This is a genomic window from Apibacter sp. B3935, from assembly GCF_009827705.1.
In the GTDB taxonomy this organism is placed as follows: domain Bacteria; phylum Bacteroidota; class Bacteroidia; order Flavobacteriales; family Weeksellaceae; genus Apibacter.
Genome location: NZ_WINL01000002.1, coordinates 452,786 through 472,863 on the forward strand (window position 1 = coordinate 452,786; position 20,078 = coordinate 472,863).

Below are 20,078 nucleotides of genomic sequence, written 5' to 3' on the forward strand. Positions count from 1 at the left end.
TTATTCTTGATTTGAATTTGATTTTTTATAAATAATTAGGAAGTCACGAGTTAATCTCTCTTTGTATGATTTGCCGGAAGGAGCCACAGTATTTAAATCAACATACGAAACTTTTTTAACGTTATAAATTGAGCTTAATTCCTTAATTAAATTTTCTGTATCTTTTTGAAAGCAAAGGACTCCGACATAATTTTTATTTTTTAATACCAATTGATCTCTAATTCCTACCTTGTCAATAGGTGGAATCTTATCTTCGTAATCCCAAACAATTTCGGGTGACATGTATTTATAATCATACAAGGTCATTTTATTTGCAGTAAATCTATGCAAATCTTTTACAGACTTATAATTAGGATTATATAAAAAACTCTTGGCTAGAGGGAAAACAAAAATGATAACCACACATTGTAATAGTATAATTGAATTAAATACACGGTGCCAAGATTTTTTAATAAGGAAATACATAATACTAATTCCTACTATAAATAAAACCAGGGATGAACACAAAGCCCAATCGGATTGTCGCGTAATTTTTTCTTTAAAAAATAAATATAGTACCAAAGGATAAACTATACCTACTAAACCAAATAACCCAAAGTTTATCTTAATCAATACAGAATCTTTTTTATTTTTAATTCCCTTAAGAATGAATTCTATATAGAATCCTGTATTCAAAGCAAGAGGAATTAAGGTGGGCAAAATATACCGTACTTTTTTTTCCGGAATTACACTGAGTAAAAGCAAGGAAAATAGTGTCCACAGTAAGGTAAATTGATAGGCTTTAAGGTTGGAAACCTTATTTTTCATATAAGGATAAAAGAGAGCTACTAAGGAAGATATCGCCCATACTCCGGATTGAGTAAAAAAGCTCCAATAATAAAAAAAGGATTTGGAGTTATAGTCATTAATCCATCGGGCCGTTTCTTTTTTTGCCATTGAATTCAAATGTTCAGGATCCATCCAATGTACATAAGCCGACCAAGAAAGGCCTCCTATAAAACCAATAAGTATATAAATGCATAGTGGTTTTAAAATCTTTTTATTTTTAAAATTAAATTTATAAATAAACCCATAAGAAATTAAAAACGGAAGCAGCAATGCATATAATGAAACTGGACCTTTACTAAGCATGGAAAAGGCAAGAAAAATTCCTCCCGGTATTGAATTTTTTATTGCACCGTTTTTCAAACGTAATAGATTCCATAGATAAAATATTGAAACAATCATAAAACTGTGACAATAAATATCCCATTGATTATCTCTACCTGCAAAATAAACGTAAAAAGAAGTTAATAGAATTAATCCGTTTTGAAAACCGGTTTGTCCCTTAAGCCCTAATTTCAATGAAAATTTATAGATATAAAATACGAGGACCATAGTCACAAGAACTACGGATATACGTAAAATTGCCACAGAATGAAATCCGAATAAATACCCAAAAAAAGCAGTCATCCAAGTTGGAAGAGGCGGTTTTTCATACCTAGGTTCTCCGTTTAATGTAGTCAAAAACCAATGTCCGTCTTGTACCATTTCTCTTGCAGTGATAAAGTTTCGTGCCTCCATTATATTAACCGGCATGACTCCTAAGTTTACCCCTAATATAATCAGAGAAGTGCAAAACAATACTATTATATGCTTAGTGTTATTATTTTTCATGCATATTTTATTTTATTTAAAATGATATTTTTAAATAAAAAATTTTCATTACTATATAATCGAAAAATAGTCAAATATATTTTATTAACTATTTTATTTAACTATCACTTTTCTTCAGGATAATTATGTTTCTTGTATAAACAATAATTCCTATAATATGCCCGGCAAATAATACAGGGTCTTTTCTGATAATTGAATAAATAAAGATCATCAATGATCCGGTAAGGCTTAAAATCCAAAAGCCCATAGGTAATTCCGATTTCTTAATTTTTTCAGAATAAATCCATTGATAGATAAATCGCATGGTAAATAAAACTTGTCCGAGGCTTCCCCATATTAGTAACCATAAGGGTATATTTTGCCTGCTAAAAAGTTTATGTAAATCAAAAGCACTGTTCCAAAGGCTAAATATAATTGCCACAACAGGAAATAAATATAAGATATATCTAAAAACTACATGATATTTCATCCAGGCATCATGAAGCTGAATATTCCTAATGTAAATATAATAAGTTATCAACTGCCCTAACATAATTGAAAAATCATGTCTCAAATATCCGTAAACGAATAAAAAGAATGAAGCAACTAGACTTACCTGCCAAAAGATGAGATCAGAAGTAACCTTTTTATTTTTTTCTGCTGAAATCCATTGAATTATCATTCTACTTGAAAAAAGTATTTGTGCAAGAAAACCTAAACTTAGGGTAAAATACTTTACAAATAGTTCATTAGAAAAAAAATTCTCAGCTAAGATATTTTTCATATTTTTTTCTCAGCTACTTTATAATTGATATATTTATTTTTCATCCAAATGTAAGCAAAGCAATCACTTAGAGGCCCAATCAGACGATTCCATAAATGAAATTTGGATTTACCGGCTATTCTTTCGAAGTGCTGTACCGAAAGTTGTTTAATTTTTCCGTTTTGAAGTAATATCATTGCCGGTAGAAAACGATGCAATCCTTTAAACATCGGAATTTTTTTCGCATATTCAGTTTGAATAATTTTTAAAGGACACCCCGTATCATCCATCCCGTCATGAGTAAAAGCACGTCGGATTCCATTCGCAATTTTCGATGAAAGATTTTTAACTTTACTGTCTTTCCTGTTGGATCGAACTCCTGTAACCAATTGGTATTGATCCGCATAATCTAAAAGAACGTTGAAATCCATCGGAGATGTTTGAAGATCTGCATCAATATATCCGACCCATTGTGTATCGGCATAATCAAATCCGGCCTTTATTGCGGCACTTAATCCATAATTTTTATCGAAGGATATATAAAAGAATTCTTGATTCTCGTTGCAAATTTTTTGAATTACCGAAAGACTTGAATCTTTAGAACCGTCGTTAACAAAAAGTACTTTTGACTTTTTCTTAGCAGCATGTAGAAATGCCAACATTTCTTCTTTAACTCGTTCAAGATTATCTTCTTCATTAAAAACCGGTATTATTACCGTTAATTCATATTCCATGTATGTGGGATGTAAAATAATTATCAAATTTATTAAAAAAAATAGTGAATTTAAAATTGGAGAGTTATGTTTTAAAAGATGATAAACGACATTTTATTATAATTAAACTTATTATACCTTTGAGAAGATTATTAACAATAAATTAAGTATAAAAATATGAAAGTAACTGTAGTAGGCGCCGGAGCCGTAGGGGCTACTTGTGCTGATAACATTGCAAGGAAAGAAATAGTTGACGAACTAGTAATCGTTGATATAAAAGAGGGTTTTGCCGAAGGTAAAGCTTTAGATTTAACACAAACCACATCACTTTTAGGATTTGACACTACTATTACGGGAAGTACTAACGATTATTCTAAAACTGCCGGATCTCACGTTGCCGTGATTACTTCAGGTATTCCCAGAAAACCGGGAATGAGTCGTGAAGATCTTATTGGTACTAATGCAGGAATCGTTAAAGACGTTGCAACTAACATATTAAAATATTCTCCGGAAGCTATATTGGTAATTATTTCGAATCCTATGGATACTATGACCTATTTAGCTCTTAAATCTTTAGGATTACCTAAATCTAGAGTTATTGGTATGGGAGGGGCATTGGATTCATCTCGTTTCAAAACCTACTTATCTTTAGCTAGTGGAGCTTCTCAAAACGATATTCAAGCTACTGTTATAGGGGGACACGGGGATACAACGATGATTCCTTTAACTCGTTTTGCTTCGTGCCAAGGGGTACCTTTTTCAAAAATATTATCTGCAGATAAATTAGAAAAGGTTGCTTCTGATACAATGGTTGGTGGTGCTACATTAACTAAACTATTAGGAACTTCAGCATGGTATGCTCCCGGGGCTGCCGGAGCTGCAGTGGTTGAATCTATTATTAGAGACGAGAAAAAAGTAATTCCTTGTTCCGTTTACCTAGACGGTGAATATGGTGAAACCGATATTTGTATTGGAGTACCTGTAGTTTTAGGTAAAAACGGTATTGAAAAAATTGTTGAACTGGAACTCAATGACACTGAAAAAGCTAAATTTAAAGCTTCAGCTGATGCGGTAAGGAATATGAATAATGTTTTATACGAAATGAAGGTTCTATAAAGTTGTAAAAACTAAATAAATTTAAAACAGCTTATTAGTAAGCTGTTTTTTATTATACCTCCTTTCACATTAATTTTAAAATCAATTCCTACACTACAAATTAGAAAATTTAACTTCAAGTTATATAAACGTTCTTTAACTTTATAAATTTATTTATTTGAAATTTTTGATTTTTTTTAAATAAAACATATATCAAAAACGACTTTTGTTTGTTCTGACTATATTTATATATTTATATGATTGAATTATTAAAGATTGATTATTGATCTATGTAGCCAACAATTAATTATTTTTGTATAGTAAATTTTAAAGTAAATCAGGAAGATTATATATGACAATTATTGAATTATATTCCATTTTTTTGCAATCTTCAGGAATTGCAACGGACACCAGAAAAATTGAAAATGGCAATTTATTTTTTGCTTTAAAAGGAAATAATTTTGATGGAAATAGATTTGCTGAACAAGCAATAAAGAATGGCGCTTTTGCTGCCGTTGTAGATGATATTGATATATCAAATCCTGAAAAAGGCATTTTCTATTTTGAAAATTCTTTAGTTGCTTTACAAAATTTAGCAAGATATCACAGAAATCAAATAAACATTCCTGTTATTGGTTTAACCGGAAGTAATGGTAAAACTACTTCTAAAGAACTAATAGCTTCCGTTTTAAATGAAAAATTTAATGTTTTATACACACAGGGTAATCTAAATAACCATATTGGAGTGCCGCTTACCATCTTATCTATAAATACTGAGCATGAAATTGCTATCATTGAAATGGGGGCCAATCATCTTAAAGAAATTGAATTATTAAGCGGTATTTCACAGCCAACAATTGGCTATATAACAAATTTTGGTAAAGCTCATTTAGAAGGCTTTGGAGGCAAAGAAGGAGTAATTAAAGGAAAATCAGAACTTTATGCTTTCTTGAGAGAGTATAAAAAAACAGCTCTGATAAATACCGACGATCCTTTACAAGTTTCTTTGAGTCAAGGAATAGAAAAAATAACTTTCGGTTCTCATGGCTCATATACATTCTCTTTATTAGAAAATAACCATCGGGTTAGCATTCAATATAAAGACCTTGTAATTAATTCTCAACTTACCGGTCAATACAATTTTACAAATATTTGCGCCGCTTTTTCCTTAGGGCTTTATTTTGGTATAGATATAAATACGATTAAAAAAGGAATAGAAAATTATTCCCCTCAAAATCAACGTTCACAAGTTGTAGAAAAGGAAAATGTAGTTTTAGTATTAGACACCTATAATGCTAATCCGAGCAGTATGGAAGTCTCCTTAGAAAATTTTTCTCATTTCAAAGGAACTAAATCTATAATTATTGGAGATATGTATGAATTGGGCAGCGAATCGGTTTTAGAACATCAAAAGATTGTAAATCTTGCAGAAAAGTTAAATTTTGATTTTATTTATTTAGTTGGTGAAAATTTTTATTCTACCAACACGAAGACTACCAGAGTTCAAAAATTTCATACAACTAATGACATGAGAGAATATCTTAAAAACCATACCCTACCAACGCAAAATATTTTATTGAAAGGTTCTCGTGCCATGGCTTTAGAAAGACTCATCGATTTTTTACCTTAAAATTATTTAGGTGTAATTTCTTGGGTAAATTATTATCATATAAGGTGTTTATTACATCATAAATTCTTTACCATAAATGTTAAAGTTTTAATCTAATTTTTTGTTTTTATATATAAAAAAAGAGGCTATTAAGCCTCTTTTATTTTGTTCTATCTTAATTCTTATTTTATTCCTAATTTAGCTTTAACATCATTTAGAATATTTGGTCCTTCAGCATATAAAAGAGAAGGTTGAGAAGTATCAAAAACATAAAGGTAACCTTTAGCTTTAGCAACACTATCAATTGCATCTTGTGCTTTTTTCATGATAGGCTCATATAAATCTGCTTGTTTTTTATCTAAAGCTTTTGCTGCTTCTTCTCGTAAAGCTACTAGACTTTGTTGATCTTTTTGGAAATCTTCTTCGTATTTTTGAAGTTGATCTTTCATTTTTTCAAGATCAGCTTGTGATTTTCCTTGCAAATCTTTTTGAATTTTTTCATACTTAGCAGAAAAACTGTCTTCTTGTTTTTTAATTTCTGCCTTTTTTTGGTCTGCTAATGTTTTTAATTGATCATCAGCTGCTTTTTTTTCAGGCATCAGGCTTAATAATTCCATTGAATTAACATGAGCTATATTTTGAGCTTTAACTAATTGAAAAGCTCCAACAAATGCAGTTAAGAGGAATACTAATGTGATTTTCTTCATTTTTATTCTAATTTTATTATTTACTTGTTTTATCATTAGTTTGATTATTATTTTGAGTTTTTTTCTTAGGTATATATTTACTACCATATCCTGATTTTGGTTGCGATTTAATGGTAGTTTTAGACTCTTTATTATTTACTGTTTTACTTTCTTTATTCTTAGGAGCCGGTGCAGTTATTTCATGTACATCTTCCTCCTTAGGATAATCTTTACTTTTTACGTTATTTATATTTTTTACCTCTGAAACTTCATCTACTTTTTCAGAAGAAACTTCATTTACTTCTTCTTTTTGAATTTGTTCCTTTTTAGTTTGTTTGTTTTTAGGAACATACTTTCTTCCCCATCCTGATTTTTGTTGCTTTTTAGTAGACTCTTTATCTTTTTTATCTATTGCAGTTTCATCAGAATTCTTAGCATTTTTAATTTTAACTTCTTTGTCATCAACTTCATCTGAATTGGATATCATAGAAGATGATTTACCATTTTTATCCTCTTTCTTTTTGGTTGCAATTCCAAATTGTTTCAACACTTTATCTGTGATGTCATATTTGGAATCTGTATAAACCATAATTAAATCTGACGATTTGTCTAAGATTAAATTATATTTATCTTTTATGGCTATAGCATTTATTGCATTCCAAATTTGATCTTGTATAGGTTTAACCAAATTAATTCTTAGATTGACTGATTCTCCTTTTGATCCAAATTTTTTTTCAATAAATTCATGAAGCGCCTTATCTGTGCTATCAATTGACATCAACCTTGACTTTTGCTGATCCTCTGTTAATAAAACTTTTTCATTCTCATACTCAATACGAAGTTTTTCTAACATGGATTGTCTGTTAACAATTTCTTCCTGCCATTTTTTAACTTCATGGTCAAGTCTTTGTTCTGATTGTTGATATTGCGGCAATTGTTTTAAAATATACTGCGTATCTACGTAAGCCATTTTTTGAGCAATGCCAAAACTAAAAAGCAAGAGCAGAGCATATGTCAATGTTTTCTTCATGGTAACTATATATAAGGCTTTTCTAAAATCATACCAAGTTTTTATAAACTTTATTTTGCTATAAATATATTATTATAATTCAATATAAGCAAAAATCATCTAAAATTGTTGACCAAATATGAAATGGGTTTCCCATCCGTTGGCACTGTTTGAATTAATGGTTGAATCAAATCCTTTAGCAAAATCAAAACCTAACATTCCGAATTGTGGCATAAAAATTCTAATACCAAAACCGGCAGATCTTTTTAGCTCAAACGGATTAAATGATTTATTATTGCTCCAAGTATTTCCTCCTTCTGCAAATGTTAACGCATAAATTTTCGTAGCTCCTCCTAATAATACCGGATAACGCAATTCCAACATAAACCTTGAATATGAGGTACCCCCTCCTAATGGGGTAATGTCTTCACCGGAAACTCCTCCGAAGGATGTAGCATCTCTATACCCACGTAAAGGGATAATTTCTCTACCATCAAATCTATTTCCATATAACCCGGTTCCTCCTAAATAGAATCTTTCAAAAGGAGGAATTCCTACTTTGGAATTATAATTACTTAAAAATCCGAATTCTCCTCCTGCTTTTAAAACAAATTTACCTACTAATTCCTGATACCAATAGGCTTTCATCTTTATTTTATAATATTCCAGCCATTTGTATTTTTCCTTATCGGTTTTTTTGCTGTAATCTTCATTGTTGAATGCGGAATATGGGGGAGTAAATTTCACTGAAAGCTCAAATTCAGAACCCATTGTAGGGAATATAGGATCAAATCCTGCTGAATATCTACCTAAACTTGCATAAAAACTGAAATTGTTACTTTCTCCATTATCCCATGTTGTATATCCTAAGGCATTTTCATCTGCTATATTAAACGGATAATTTCTAAAAGAGTATAATTGATAATTGATACCATAGGAAAGCCTGAAATAATTATCCGGCCAATTTAAACGAGTGGTTAATCCCACTTGACCTCCATATATATTTAGTTTGTTTCTTCCTTCTGCATAATAGTTATTGTAATTCAATATCGTGCTGTAAAGAGAAACAGTCATGGAAGTAGGCCTTTTACCTGTAATCCATGGTTCTGTGAATGAAATGCTGTAATTCTGATAATTACTTCCTGCTTGGGCTCTTAAAGATATACTTTGTCCATCACCAGAAGGAATAGGTTTCCAAGCTTTTTTCTTGAAAAAATCATTAAATGAGAAATTACCAAAAGTTAAACCTAAAGTTCCAATAAAACGATTTCCTCCATAACCTCCTTGTAATTCTATTTGACTGTTTGTTCCCTTTTCTTCTAATTTATAATTAACGTCTACCGTACGAGTTTCAACATTCGGTGTAATATCAGGGCGCAAAGTCTGTGCTTCAAAGTATCCCATTTGGGCTAATTCCATAATGGTTCTTTGTATATCTTCTTTTGAGAAAAGATCTCCGGGTCTTGTGCTTAATGATCGTTGGATCACGTGATCATGGGTTTTGGTATTTCCTGAGAAAGTAACTTTGTCCCAATAAGCTTGTTCTCCTTCTCTTATTTTAATTTCTATATCTATCGTATCATTTCTAACTGCTTTTTCAATGGGAATTACATTGGCAAAAACATACCCGTTATTATAATATAGTGTTGAAATATCATCGTTTTTTTCTGATCCTGATACTTTTTTATTGAAACCTACCGCATCATAGGGTTCTCCTTTTTTATATCCGATAACTTTTGAAAGTGTCTCACTAGAATATGCAGAATTTCCTGAGAAAGTTACATTTCCCAGATAATATCTTTTTCCTTCTGATACATGAACATCTATATCAAAATTCTTTTTATTGGCTCTGAGCACAGTATCTGAAGTTATTTTTGCATCTCTAAAACCATACGATTGAAAAGTTTCAACAACTCTATTTAAATCTTCCAGGTATTTTTCAGGAACATATTTTGATTTCTTCCAAAAGCGATAAAATCTTTTTTGTTTAGTATTTTTGAAAGCTCGTGATCTGACGGTTAAAGCTTTTAATACTTTAGTTCCTTCTATTTTAATTGTTTTAACTTTAACTCTAGGACCTTTATCTATAGTTACATTCCAATTGACTAAGTTAGGATCTGTTGGATTGGTCGATTCTTTAATTATTGCTTTGGCATCCGGAAATCCTTTATCTGTATATTCATTTCTTATGGAGTTTTGAAGTTTAGAACGCAGATCATCGGTAATTTTAGCCTTTGTTTTAAGACCATTGTCTTTTATTAACTTTTCGCCTTTAGATTTACTGATTCCATGAAATTTTACAGTACCTAAATCCGGAAGTGCTACCAAATTTATACGAAGGTATACCTCATTGTTGATTACTTTAGTTAAAAAAATTTCTACGTTAGCGAAAAGCTTAGAATCCCAAAGTTTTTTGACTGCCGTGTTAATTTGCATTCCCGGTATTTCCACAAAATCTCCTTCATACAACCCCGTATACCTCATGATTTGATTCTTAGAATATTTATCGGTTCCGGTAATTTTGATTTCTTTAATACGTAAAGCAGAATCGTCTTTTTTAATAGGGTCTATATCTTTTTTAACATCAGCCTTTGGTTCTTGTGGTGATATTTGAACACTGTCTGCAACCTGACCAAATATAAATATGTTTACTGAGAATAAAACGGCCGCTAATAATATCTTCATGTACACTTTTTACTTCTTTTACTTTACTTTTAATTGTTCACTTATTTTCCCGAATCTTCTTTCTCTGCTCTGATAAAAATCTAATGCTTTTAAAAATTCTTCTTTATTAAAATCAGGCCATAATGTATCTGTAAAATATAATTCTGCATATGCTATTTGCCAAAGTAAAAAATTACTTATTCTTTGCTCTCCACTCGTTCTAATGAGAAGATCTACATCCGGTAGATCGTTTGTATATAAATATTGATTAAAGGTATCTTCATTTAATTGTTCCAAAGATATTTCGTTATTTGAATAATCCAGAGCAATTTTTTTGGCAGCATCTAGAATTTCATTTTTAGCACCATAACTTAATGCCAATGTCAATGTGCCCCTTTGATTATTGCATGTATCTTTGGTAAGCAGGATTAATTCCTCTCGGACGTTAGTTGGAAATTTATCAATATTGCCGATAACTTTAACTCTAATACCTTTTTCTTTTAATTTTTTTGTTTCTTTTTTTATAGTGTTAATCAATAGACTCATCAAAGAATTCACTTCTAAAATAGGTCTATTCCAATTTTCTGTTGAAAAAGCATATAAGGTAAGATAGGGAATATTTGCATCATCACAAAATTCAATCGCCTCTCGAACTGCTTTAATAGCATTTTGATGGCCAAGACTACGAATCATACCTCTTTTTTTAGCCCATCTTCCATTACCATCCATAATAATGGCAACGTGTTTAGGCATTTTATTTTCTTCTATAAATATATCTTTTTTAGACATTAATAATTATAATTTAATAACAATAACATGGAGGTCTTCCAAATGTGTAAGTAAGATTTATCCCCCATATTAAATACCAATCGTTACTTTTATATGTATTACCTGTTTGATGTTTTCCTATGATTTTAGCATTTCTTCTATTTATCTCATCCTTAAGTTTAGGGTCTACATTACTTATATTGTTTAATTGAGGATCTATGTTTATAGTTATATTTTTGTTTTTTATAGAACTATAATCAAGATTATCCTGGAATGTATATCTCGCTCCTATTTCAAGAGATAATAACCAATCGTATTTAATTTTAAATTTATATCCCACGCCAAAAGGAATATTAAAATCGAATTTCATAGATTTCTTATAATTTTCTTCTGTTACAAAATCCTGATAATTTAAAGGATATCTGTAAGAACCATTATAATCTTTAGCTCTCGTATGATTAATTGTATATTTCCTGTCATAAAACCCATATCCGCCCACTCCGGCAAATATATATGGAGAAGAACCTGAATATTTTATATCATTGATATCAAAGAAATAATATTCAAATAAAACTGAGGTTTCAAAAATGGTATTACTTCCTGATATTTTTCTTTTAAATCTATAATCTTCACTTGCTTTCTCATCGTCAAAATAGACTCTGTTATAAATTAAATTTAAACGTAAACTTTGTCTATTATCTAAATTATACCTATAAAGTACTCCTAGAGAAATTGGAATTCTATACCTATCCATAGGAAATATTTCAATATAATCGGTTTTACCTATATCACCAATTATATTGGCTCTTCCAATAGATATTCCTACTTCATTACGTTGAGCTTTTATATGCATTAAACAACAAGTACAAATCAGAATAATCAGTAAGAAAACTTTTTTCATTTTAATTTAATATTATTTCACGTAATTGCATAATTGCTTTAAACGTGAAATAAAGTCATTTTGTTGCATTATCCTTTGCAATATTATGTATCTTCTCAAGCAACAAAGATAATAATTCTTTTTATGTTTATACTCTTTATTTTGTTATTAACTTATTTTTAGTATATAACCTTTATTTTAATTATCTTTTTACCTCTTCTTTATAAAATAAAATGGAAATTTCAAATTAAAATATGTAAAATTTGATTATTTTTGAAACCTAATGTCCAAAGTTACTGAACAAATTAAAATCCCAATAGCAGATGAAATGAAGCTTTTCGAAAAAAGGTTCTATGAATCCATGAAAAGTAAAGTTCCCTTATTGGATAGAATCACCCAGTTTATAGTTAGAAGAAAAGGTAAGCAAATGCGTCCCATGTTTGTTTTTTTAACTGCTAAGCTTACCGGCACTGTAACGGATAAAACATATCGAGCTGCTTCATTGATCGAACTTATCCATACAGCCACTCTTGTTCATGACGATGTAGTAGATGAAAGCTACATGAGACGAGGTTTTTTTTCAATAAATGCTTTATGGAAAAATAAAATTGCTGTTTTAGTGGGCGATTATCTCCTATCAAAAAGTGTATTATTAGCTACTGATAATCAAGATTTTGATTTATTATCTATTATTTCCAGAACTATACGAGAAATGTCTGAGGGAGAACTGCTGCAATTGGAAAAAAGTAGAAAACTTGATATTACGGAAGAGGTCTATTTCGAAATTATACGTCAAAAAACGGCTGTATTAATATCTGCCTGTTGTGAATCCGGGGCACGTTCTACCTATGCTTCGGATGAAAATTCCGAAAAACTTCGCCTTTTTGGAGAATATACCGGAATTGCGTTTCAAATAAAAGATGATTTGTTTGATTATACAAGTACTAACTTAATCGGAAAACCGGTCGGTATTGATATTCAAGAAAGAAAAATGACGCTTCCATTAATTTATGTGCTTAACAACGCAAGTAAAGAAAATAAAAAATGGTTGATAAATTCCATTAAAAATCACAATAAAGATAAAAAAAGAGTTGCTGAAATAATCAAATTTGTAAAGGAAAATGGGGGGATTAATTATACGATTGATAAGATGAATGAGTATAAGCAAAAAGCGCTCGATATTTTAATTAATTTTCCAAAAAATAAAAATAGAGATTCATTGGAATTGATGCTTAAATACGTTATTGAAAGAAAACACTAAATTACCTCGACTTATTTCTTCAATTTGCAATTATTTTCATATTAGTAAAATCCAAAAAATTATTTATTTTTTACCTATAAGTAAACTTATATTTACCACGCGCCAACATATAAATATCTATAAAAAATTATATTGGAATTAGGTAAGGAAATTTAAAAAATAATTAAATCATTTTTCAAATTTCCTAAAGTCATTTACTAGTTTAATTTATTTTCTAAATATAAATAAAAGGCATATTCCAAGGCTACTTCTTTTAAGGATTCAAAACGTCCGCTAGATCCTCCATGCCCTGCATCCACATTAGTTTGAAGTAATAAAAGGTTAGAATCTGTTTTCATATCCCTAAGTTTAGCCACCCACTTGGCCGGTTCCCAGTATTGTACTTGAGAATCATGTAAGCCGGTTGTTACCAACATATTGGGATATTCTTTATTTTCAACATTATCATAGGGTGAATACGATTTCATATAATTATAGTATTCTAGTTGATTCGGATTACCCCATTCATCGTATTCTCCCGTCGTTAAAGGAATACTGTCATCTAACATAGTTGTAACTACATCTACAAAAGGTACATCTGCCACTACTCCATGAAATAGTTTGGGGGCATAGTTAATAACTGCTCCTATTAATAATCCACCGGCACTACCTCCATTGGCATATAAATGATTAGACGATGTATATTCTTTTTTGATTAAATATTCAGCACAGTCTATAAAATCGTAAAATGTGTTTTTCTTTTTTAACATTTTTCCATTTTCATACCAAGGCCTTCCTAAATCTTCTCCACCTCTCACGTGAGCAATTACATAAATAAAGCCCCGATCTAACAAGGATAACCGTATGGAGCTAAATGTTGCATCCATTGAATATCCATAGGATCCATAAGCATATAATAACAAAGGGGTATTTTTAGATGGCTGAGTGTCTTTCTTCATTACTAAAGATAAAGGGATTTGTACTCCGTCTCGAGCTTGAGCCCAAATTCTTTTAGTAACATAGTTATCTTTATTAAAATTACCCAAAACTTCTTGCTCTTTTAAAACCTTTTTTTCTTTGGTGCGCATATTAAAATCAATATCGCTCCACGGGGTGGTCATTGAAGTATAACGATATCTGATAATATCCGTATCGAAATCTCTGTTTACAGAAGTTCCTACTGTATAAACTTCTTCTTCGAAAGGTATCTCATAATTAATTAAATTATCCCAACTCTTAATTTTTATATGAGTTAACCCTCTTTCTCGTTCTTCAGTTACTAAATAATTTTTGAATAGTTCAAACCCCTCCAATAAAAATTCCTTATTGTGTGGTATTACTTCAATCCAATTTTCAATTGAAGTATCTGTTATTGGGGTCTTCATTAATTTAAAATTAGTTGCCCCGTCTTTGTTCGTAAGAATATAAAAAAATCCTTCATAATGATCAAAGGAATATTCCACTCCCCTAATCCTTTCTTGAAATATTTTCCATTCAGCTTCGGGATGATCGGCAGGAATAAATCTATATTCATCTGTTAAGGTACTTCCGGAGGCTATTACAATATATTGTAAGGATTTAGTTTTGGTTACATAGACATTAAATGTTTCGTCATGTTCTTCAAAGACCAAAAGGTCTTCCTCTTGAGAAGTTCCTAAAATATGTTTATATATTTTAGATGAACGTAAAGTTTTAGGGTCTTGTACGGAATAAAAAATGGTTCGGTTATCATTGGCCCATACTACATTTCCTGTGGTATCTTTTAATTCATCGGAAAGTATTTTGCCGGTTACCAAATTTTTTATTTGAATGGTATATATTCTTCGACTCACTGTATCAACTGAATAACAAGCCATGGTATTATCCGGACTAACGCTAACACTCCCAATTTGGTAAAATTTATGTCCTTTGGCCATCTCATTGACATCAAACATAATTTCTTCTTTGGCTTCTAAAGAGTCTTTTTTTCTTATATAGAGAGGATATTCTCCTCCTTTTATGTATTTGGTGATGTACCAATATTGATTGAATTTATAGGGAACGGACTCATCATCTTCTTTTATCCTGGACTTCATTTCCTCAAATAATTTTTTTTGCAATATATCGGTAGATTTCATCTGCTCTTTTGTATAAGCATTTTCTTCCTCCAAATATTTTATTACTTCAGGGTTTTCTCTATCATTAAGCCAATAATAATTATCAATTCGAATATCGTTATGGGTAATTAATTTTTTAGGAATTTTTTTTGCTACCGGTGCCTTCATAGATACTTTATTTATATAAACATCAAAAATAAGGGTAATACTATAGAAAATCAATTATATTAGTCTTTTTCTTTAAAAGCGTTTTTTTAATTGAAATAGATCTATTATATTCGTAAGTAATTGTTAATATTTTAATAATTAAATTATCTTATTAGTCCAGAGATTTGTTCTAAACTTAATACATTTAAATTGTAGTATAATGATTGATTTAATTATGGAATTTTTATAATATATTTTAGGAATATTCACAAAAATAAAACCTATTAGTAATATTATCTTATTACCCTTTAGAATTGCCGTTTAAATACTATTTTAATGTCAAATTATTAATTATCAGCATTAGATCTTCGTAATATTATAGCTTTTTTACCAAAAAAAATGGCCATATTTTGATTGTAAAAGTGGTTGTTTGTTTCTTTAAGATCACTTCTTAAAATTGTTTTAGGTATATTTTTAATTGGTTTAACATAAACAGTATCTTTTTTAGAATTACGAATGGTATTGTATCTTTCTTTCATCTCTTCTTTATACTTTATCATATTTCCAGTTAATACATCCTTATATGAATTATAAAGATTATTTGAAAAATTATAAATATTCTTATCTCGTATAGTAAATGTGTAACTAAAGACTATTAATAATAAAATTGCTAATAAGGTATAAGGTGAAAATTTGATGGTATTAAAAAAAGGTAAGGTTACAATTTTATAGGCAATGATCATAGACAATATATTCATAGCAAAGAAAATCACATTTACGGTTCGTAACGGCGGAAAAAATCCTACCGACCATAAACTAGGAAAAGAACCTAAAAACATAAATATCAAAAAGGTAATAATATAAAATATATTTGAAAATTTTAAAAAAGGTAGATCAATATTTTTAAGCCAATTTCTTAAATTATAAAGCACTAATAGATGAATTGAAAATACTATTATAAAATATCTTATAATTATTACAGTAGTCTTCCATAACATGCTTATTATACAATTAACTAAAGACAAATGATATTGAGCAGTAGTTGAAGATCTGAATTTGTTTCCTGGAGATACCAAAATATACATGGTTAAAATCCCAGCGAATATTAGTAAACTTAAATAAAATGTATTAATTTTTTTACTATTGTAATAACTACATGAAATTAATAAAAATATAAAAATATCTAAATATATCATGGAAATTTCATTACATCCAATGATTAAAAATATTAGTAAAAATGATAATATTTTGTAAATTAAACTATGATTTCTATAAAGTTTTAATATAATTCCAATAAAAAATAAAGATAAAATATTACCCAAATGATATGTTGCTGAACCTGCTAACCAATAGAATGCAGAGGTAATTTCTGGCAACATAAAAAAATAAGTAAAACAAAAAGTAGATAATAAAATTAAAGTAAATTTTTTATTTAGTGTAATTTGATAAAACATGAAATAAGAACCGATAACAAAAAGAAATATCATTAAAAAAGAAATAATACGATATCCATCAAACCATCCAAAATAAATTGGATCAGTAATAAGTAAACCAGTAGAGGTATATCTACTCCCCCAATTCATATAATCATTAATTTGTACCTCTAAAAAACTTTTATGTCTTAGCTTTAACGCATATACATAATCATCGAGAATTGGTTCTGTATAGAAACTTAATATTAAAAGAGGGATAAGCGATGCTATAAATAAGATTATTATGCTCCAATTAAAAAAATTTGAGTAGATAGAAATTTTCATATTTGTTTTACTTACAAAATATTTATCTAACAAAAATATTAAATTTTACTCTAACTCTCTTATTTCTCTATCTTATATATTAAACCATATATTTTTTATAATTATTTGAAAAATATAAAATTTTAAAAATATTACTATTTTATAATTATTTTTACAAATCGTCTACAAATAAATTTTAAATATTATTATATTAGTATAATTACATAAAAAAACTCTCAAAAATGAGAGTTTCAATAATTTATATTAGTTTAATTTTGTGTTATGTAAACTCTTTATGCATCAAGTTCACCTGCAATCACGTTTAAACTTCCTAACGTAATAATAGCATCAGACAGCATTTGGTCTTTGATTAATTCCGGATAGGCTTGATAATAAATAAAGCAAGGTCTTCTAAAATGTAATCTATAAGGACTTCTTCCTCCGTCACTAACCATATAAAATCCTAATTCACCATTTCCTCCTTCAACTGAATGAAAAACTTCACCGGTTGGAATATCTGTTTCTCCCATGATAATTTTAAAATGATAGATAAGAGCTTCCATACTGGTATAAACATCAGGCTTATCCGGTAGATAATATTCGGGAACCTCTACATGATAATTACCTTCAGGTAAATTTTCATAAGCATTTTTAACCAATTTGAAACTTTCCCTCATTTCTTGCAAACGAACCATAAAACGATCGTAAGCATCTCCTGAAGTCCCAATAGGAATAATAAAATCAAAGTCATCATAAGAAGAATATGGGCTCATGACTCTCACATCATAATCTACCCCTGCTGCACGTAAGTTCGGACCGGTAAATCCATAATTCAAAGCTCTTTCAGCTGAAATACCTCCTACCCCGATCGTACGGTCCATAAAGATTCGATTTCTTTCCAATAATTTAGCAAATTCTTCCAATCTTTTTGGAAATTCTGCAATAAATTCTTTAATTAATTGATGGAATTTAGGACTGAAATCTCGTTCAAACCCTCCAATTCTTCCAATATTGGTTGTCATTCGAGCTCCGCAAACCTGTTCATAGAGGTCATATATCTTTTCTCTATCCTGAAATACATAAGTAAATCCGGTTAAAGCACCTGTATCAACTCCCATTACTGAATCGCAAACCAAATGGTCCGCAATTCTTGCCAACTCCATAATAATGATACGCATATAATCAATCTTTTTGGATACTTTCACGCCCAAAAATTTTTCCATGGTCATATGCCATCCCATATTATTTATGGGAGAAGAGCAATAATTAAGTCTATCGGTTAAGGTGGTTATTTGCGAATATGTTCTTCTTTCAGAGATTTTTTCAAATGCACGGTGAATATATCCAACGGTTGATTTTGCTGAAACAATCCTTTCCCCATCCATTAATATTTTATTTTCAAAAATACCATGGGTAGATGGGTGTGTTGGTCCTAAATTTATTTTTTGCAATTCTCCATCGACTTGTTCCTTCACAATGTATTTGTCCACCGTATTGGATAAATCGACCAAATCACTTATATTTTTTTGTTTAGACATTTTTTAATTCTAACTTTTATAATTTACTAATTATCTGCCGAACATGGCATCATTCTTATCCGTACGGGTAGTATCTTCCAGCGTATATTGTTTTAAAAGCGGATGATAGTCCATATCATCCCTGTTTAAAATCCTTGTTAAATTAGGATGTCCTTTAAATACTATTCCGTAAAAATCAAAAGTCTCTCTTTCCTGCCAGTTAGCTGCAGAATAAATTGAGGTAACCGAATCAATTTCAGGATTCTCAATAGAAAAGAATGCTTTAATTCGTATTCTAAAGTTGTTTATGAAACTATGAAGATGGTAAATAACTCCTAATTCCGATCCTTTATTATCGGGATAATGTATTCCGCACACATCAGTTAAAAAATCAATTTTTATCTCATGATTTTTAATAAATGTTAGTAAGGAAAGTACAATATCTTTTTTTATTTCAATGGTTAAAATTCCATCCGGCTCGTATGCCCTTATAATACCATCACCAAACTCATCAGATATGAGTTGCAATACCAATTGATTATCTATAATTTTTCCTTCCATGATTACGATATTTCATAGGATTTTAACAACTCTTTATATTCAGCAGATTCTCTTCTTCGTAAGCTTTCATTTCTAGCTATTTCTTGTATCTGCATAAAACCTTCTATAATTTGTTCGGGTCTTGGAGGACAACCGGGTACGTATACATCAACAGGTATAACTTTATCTATTCCTTGCAATACAGAATAGGTATCAAAAATTCCACCGCTGGAAGCACAAGCTCCAACAGCCATTACCCATTTAGGTTCTGCCATTTGAGTGTATACACGTTTTAAAACCGGAGCTAATTTTTTGGATATCGTTCCGCAAACCATTAAAAGGTCTGCCTGTCTTGGCGAAAAACACATGTTTTCTGCTCCAAAACGCGATAAATCATAATTGGCAGCTTGTATAGCCATAAACTCAATTCCACAACAAGAGGTAGCAAACGGTAACGGCCATAAAGAATATGACCTTGCCAATCCTATAATTTTATCAAAACTTCCGGCAAAATATCCGGGCCCACTTACTCCTTCAGGAGCATCAACAATCTTAACTTTTTTTTCTGCCATGTCTTTTTTAAAAAATATTTAAAATAGATATTTTATTCCTATTTTTCCCAGTCTAATGCTCCTTTTTTAACTACATATACGAATCCTAAAAGAAAAACCGAGATAAAGGTTAATACTGCTAAAAAGCCTTCAACCCCAAAATCTCTGATATTCAACGCATAAGGATAAAAGAAGATAATTTCAATATCAAATAGTACAAATAATATTGCTGTTAAAAAATATTTAACTGAAAAAGGCGAACGGGCATCACCTTCATAAGAAATCCCGCATTCAAAGGTATCATCCTTAACTTTACCGTGTACTCTCGAACCTAACATTGCTGAACCGACCAGTGCTATCACACTGAAACCCAAAGCAACTGCAACCTGTATAAGTACCGGAACATAATCTATAGGTAAACTCATCCTT

General features: G+C 30.0%; 17 protein-coding genes. 3 read left to right on the plus strand and 14 right to left on the minus strand.

What is annotated here, in order from left to right; all coding sequences use genetic code 11:
• From GFV00_RS04915 to GFV00_RS04925, 3 genes are all read right to left on the minus strand, one after another.
• Positions 1–1,656: a glycosyltransferase family 39 protein gene (locus GFV00_RS04915; protein ID WP_160556995.1), complete on the minus strand. Its 1,656-nt coding sequence runs from the start codon at positions 1,654–1,656 to the stop codon at positions 1–3.
• 97 nt (positions 1,657–1,753) lie between these two features.
• Complete coding sequence (locus tag GFV00_RS04920) at positions 1,754–2,419, minus strand: lipid-A-disaccharide synthase N-terminal domain-containing protein (protein WP_160556994.1); 666 nt, start codon at positions 2,417–2,419, stop codon at positions 1,754–1,756.
• Positions 2,416–3,132, minus strand: a complete 717-nt coding sequence (locus GFV00_RS04925) for a glycosyltransferase (RefSeq protein WP_160556993.1) — start codon at positions 3,130–3,132, stop codon at positions 2,416–2,418. Before GFV00_RS04925 ends, GFV00_RS04920 begins: the two co-directional genes overlap by 4 nt.
• Positions 3,133–3,288: 156 nt before the next feature.
• Between GFV00_RS04925 and mdh the strand changes: the two genes are divergently transcribed.
• Entirely contained in the window at positions 3,289–4,227 is a 939-nt protein-coding gene (mdh, locus tag GFV00_RS04930) for a malate dehydrogenase (protein WP_105296699.1), read from the plus strand.
• 331 nt (positions 4,228–4,558) lie between these two features.
• Positions 4,559–5,836 (plus strand): UDP-N-acetylmuramoyl-tripeptide--D-alanyl-D-alanine ligase, encoded by a 1,278-nt coding sequence (gene murF, locus GFV00_RS04935; RefSeq protein ID WP_160556992.1) that lies wholly within the window; start codon positions 4,559–4,561, stop codon positions 5,834–5,836.
• A gap of 161 nt (positions 5,837–5,997) precedes the next feature.
• Here murF and GFV00_RS04940 read toward each other — a convergent pair whose 3' ends face one another.
• The 5 genes from GFV00_RS04940 to GFV00_RS04960 form a co-directional block, all read right to left on the minus strand.
• Entirely contained in the window at positions 5,998–6,522 is a 525-nt protein-coding gene (locus GFV00_RS04940; RefSeq protein WP_158254198.1) for an OmpH family outer membrane protein, read from the minus strand.
• 16 nt (positions 6,523–6,538) lie between these two features.
• Entirely contained in the window at positions 6,539–7,531 is a 993-nt protein-coding gene (locus GFV00_RS04945) for an OmpH family outer membrane protein (RefSeq protein ID WP_160556991.1), read from the minus strand.
• A gap of 99 nt (positions 7,532–7,630) precedes the next feature.
• The gene (gene bamA / locus GFV00_RS04950; RefSeq protein ID WP_160556990.1) at positions 7,631–10,195 is read right to left on the minus strand and encodes an outer membrane protein assembly factor BamA; all 2,565 of its coding nucleotides are present in this window, start codon (positions 10,193–10,195) and stop codon (positions 7,631–7,633) included.
• An 18-nt stretch (positions 10,196–10,213) separates the two neighbouring features.
• Complete coding sequence (locus GFV00_RS04955) at positions 10,214–10,963, minus strand: isoprenyl transferase (RefSeq protein ID WP_160556989.1); 750 nt, start codon at positions 10,961–10,963, stop codon at positions 10,214–10,216.
• A 13-nt stretch (positions 10,964–10,976) separates the two neighbouring features.
• Complete coding sequence (locus GFV00_RS04960) at positions 10,977–11,843, minus strand: DUF6089 family protein (RefSeq protein ID WP_160556988.1); 867 nt, start codon at positions 11,841–11,843, stop codon at positions 10,977–10,979.
• A 262-nt stretch (positions 11,844–12,105) separates the two neighbouring features.
• Here GFV00_RS04960 and GFV00_RS04965 point away from each other — a divergent pair, with 262 nt between their 5' ends.
• Positions 12,106–13,083: a polyprenyl synthetase family protein gene (locus tag GFV00_RS04965; RefSeq protein WP_160556987.1), complete on the plus strand. Its 978-nt coding sequence runs from the start codon at positions 12,106–12,108 to the stop codon at positions 13,081–13,083.
• Positions 13,084–13,280: 197 nt separating this feature from the next.
• Here GFV00_RS04965 and GFV00_RS04970 read toward each other — a convergent pair whose 3' ends face one another.
• The 6 genes from GFV00_RS04970 to GFV00_RS04995 form a co-directional block, all read right to left on the minus strand.
• Positions 13,281–15,326 carry a S9 family peptidase gene (locus tag GFV00_RS04970; protein WP_160556986.1) on the minus strand — a complete coding sequence of 682 codons (2,046 nt, stop codon included), beginning with the start codon at positions 15,324–15,326 and terminating at the stop codon, positions 13,281–13,283.
• A gap of 326 nt (positions 15,327–15,652) precedes the next feature.
• A complete protein-coding gene (locus GFV00_RS09700) occupies positions 15,653–17,062 on the minus strand; it encodes a DUF6056 family protein (protein ID WP_221411011.1) in 1,410 nt (469 codons plus the stop codon).
• Between the two features lie 272 nt (positions 17,063–17,334).
• The gene (locus tag GFV00_RS04980) at positions 17,335–18,579 is read right to left on the minus strand and encodes an NADH-quinone oxidoreductase subunit D (protein WP_160541763.1); all 1,245 of its coding nucleotides are present in this window, start codon (positions 18,577–18,579) and stop codon (positions 17,335–17,337) included.
• 30 nt (positions 18,580–18,609) lie between these two features.
• On the minus strand, positions 18,610–19,104 hold the full coding sequence (locus GFV00_RS04985; protein ID WP_160557297.1) for an NADH-quinone oxidoreductase subunit C: 495 nt from the start codon (positions 19,102–19,104) through the stop codon (positions 18,610–18,612).
• A gap of 17 nt (positions 19,105–19,121) precedes the next feature.
• Positions 19,122–19,670, minus strand: coding sequence for an NADH-quinone oxidoreductase subunit B (locus tag GFV00_RS04990; RefSeq protein ID WP_055424507.1), 549 nt, complete (start codon positions 19,668–19,670; stop codon positions 19,122–19,124).
• Positions 19,671–19,708: 38 nt separating this feature from the next.
• Positions 19,709–20,074, minus strand: a complete 366-nt coding sequence (locus tag GFV00_RS04995) for an NADH-quinone oxidoreductase subunit A (protein ID WP_160556984.1) — start codon at positions 20,072–20,074, stop codon at positions 19,709–19,711.
• Positions 20,075–20,078: the final 4 nt, after the last annotated feature.

Bases quoted from the DNA above. Each gene is read 5' to 3' on its own strand.
- mdh (WP_105296699.1), top strand. From the start codon at position 3,289: ATGAAAGTAACTGTAGTAGGCGCCGGAGCCGTAGGGGCTACTTGTGCT.
- GFV00_RS04990 (WP_055424507.1), bottom strand. From the start codon at position 19,670: ATGGCAGAAAAAAAAGTTAAGATTGTTGATGCTCCTGAAGGAGTAAGT.
- GFV00_RS04965 (WP_160556987.1), top strand. From the start codon at position 12,106: ATGTCCAAAGTTACTGAACAAATTAAAATCCCAATAGCAGATGAAATG.
- GFV00_RS04920 (WP_160556994.1), bottom strand. From the start codon at position 2,419: ATGAAAAATATCTTAGCTGAGAATTTTTTTTCTAATGAACTATTTGTA.
- GFV00_RS04915 (WP_160556995.1), bottom strand. From the start codon at position 1,656: ATGAAAAATAATAACACTAAGCATATAATAGTATTGTTTTGCACTTCT.
- GFV00_RS04945 (WP_160556991.1), bottom strand. From the start codon at position 7,531: ATGAAGAAAACATTGACATATGCTCTGCTCTTGCTTTTTAGTTTTGGC.
- GFV00_RS04925 (WP_160556993.1), bottom strand. From the start codon at position 3,132: ATGGAATATGAATTAACGGTAATAATACCGGTTTTTAATGAAGAAGAT.
- GFV00_RS04940 (WP_158254198.1), bottom strand. From the start codon at position 6,522: ATGAAGAAAATCACATTAGTATTCCTCTTAACTGCATTTGTTGGAGCT.
- GFV00_RS04980 (WP_160541763.1), bottom strand. From the start codon at position 18,579: ATGTCTAAACAAAAAAATATAAGTGATTTGGTCGATTTATCCAATACG.
- GFV00_RS04995 (WP_160556984.1), bottom strand. From the start codon at position 20,074: ATGAGTTTACCTATAGATTATGTTCCGGTACTTATACAGGTTGCAGTT.
- GFV00_RS04970 (WP_160556986.1), bottom strand. From the start codon at position 15,326: ATGAAGGCACCGGTAGCAAAAAAAATTCCTAAAAAATTAATTACCCAT.
- GFV00_RS04960 (WP_160556988.1), bottom strand. From the start codon at position 11,843: ATGAAAAAAGTTTTCTTACTGATTATTCTGATTTGTACTTGTTGTTTA.
- murF (WP_160556992.1), top strand. From the start codon at position 4,559: ATGACAATTATTGAATTATATTCCATTTTTTTGCAATCTTCAGGAATT.
- GFV00_RS04955 (WP_160556989.1), bottom strand. From the start codon at position 10,963: ATGTCTAAAAAAGATATATTTATAGAAGAAAATAAAATGCCTAAACAC.
- GFV00_RS09700 (WP_221411011.1), bottom strand. From the start codon at position 17,062: ATGAAAATTTCTATCTACTCAAATTTTTTTAATTGGAGCATAATAATC.
- bamA (WP_160556990.1), bottom strand. From the start codon at position 10,195: ATGAAGATATTATTAGCGGCCGTTTTATTCTCAGTAAACATATTTATA.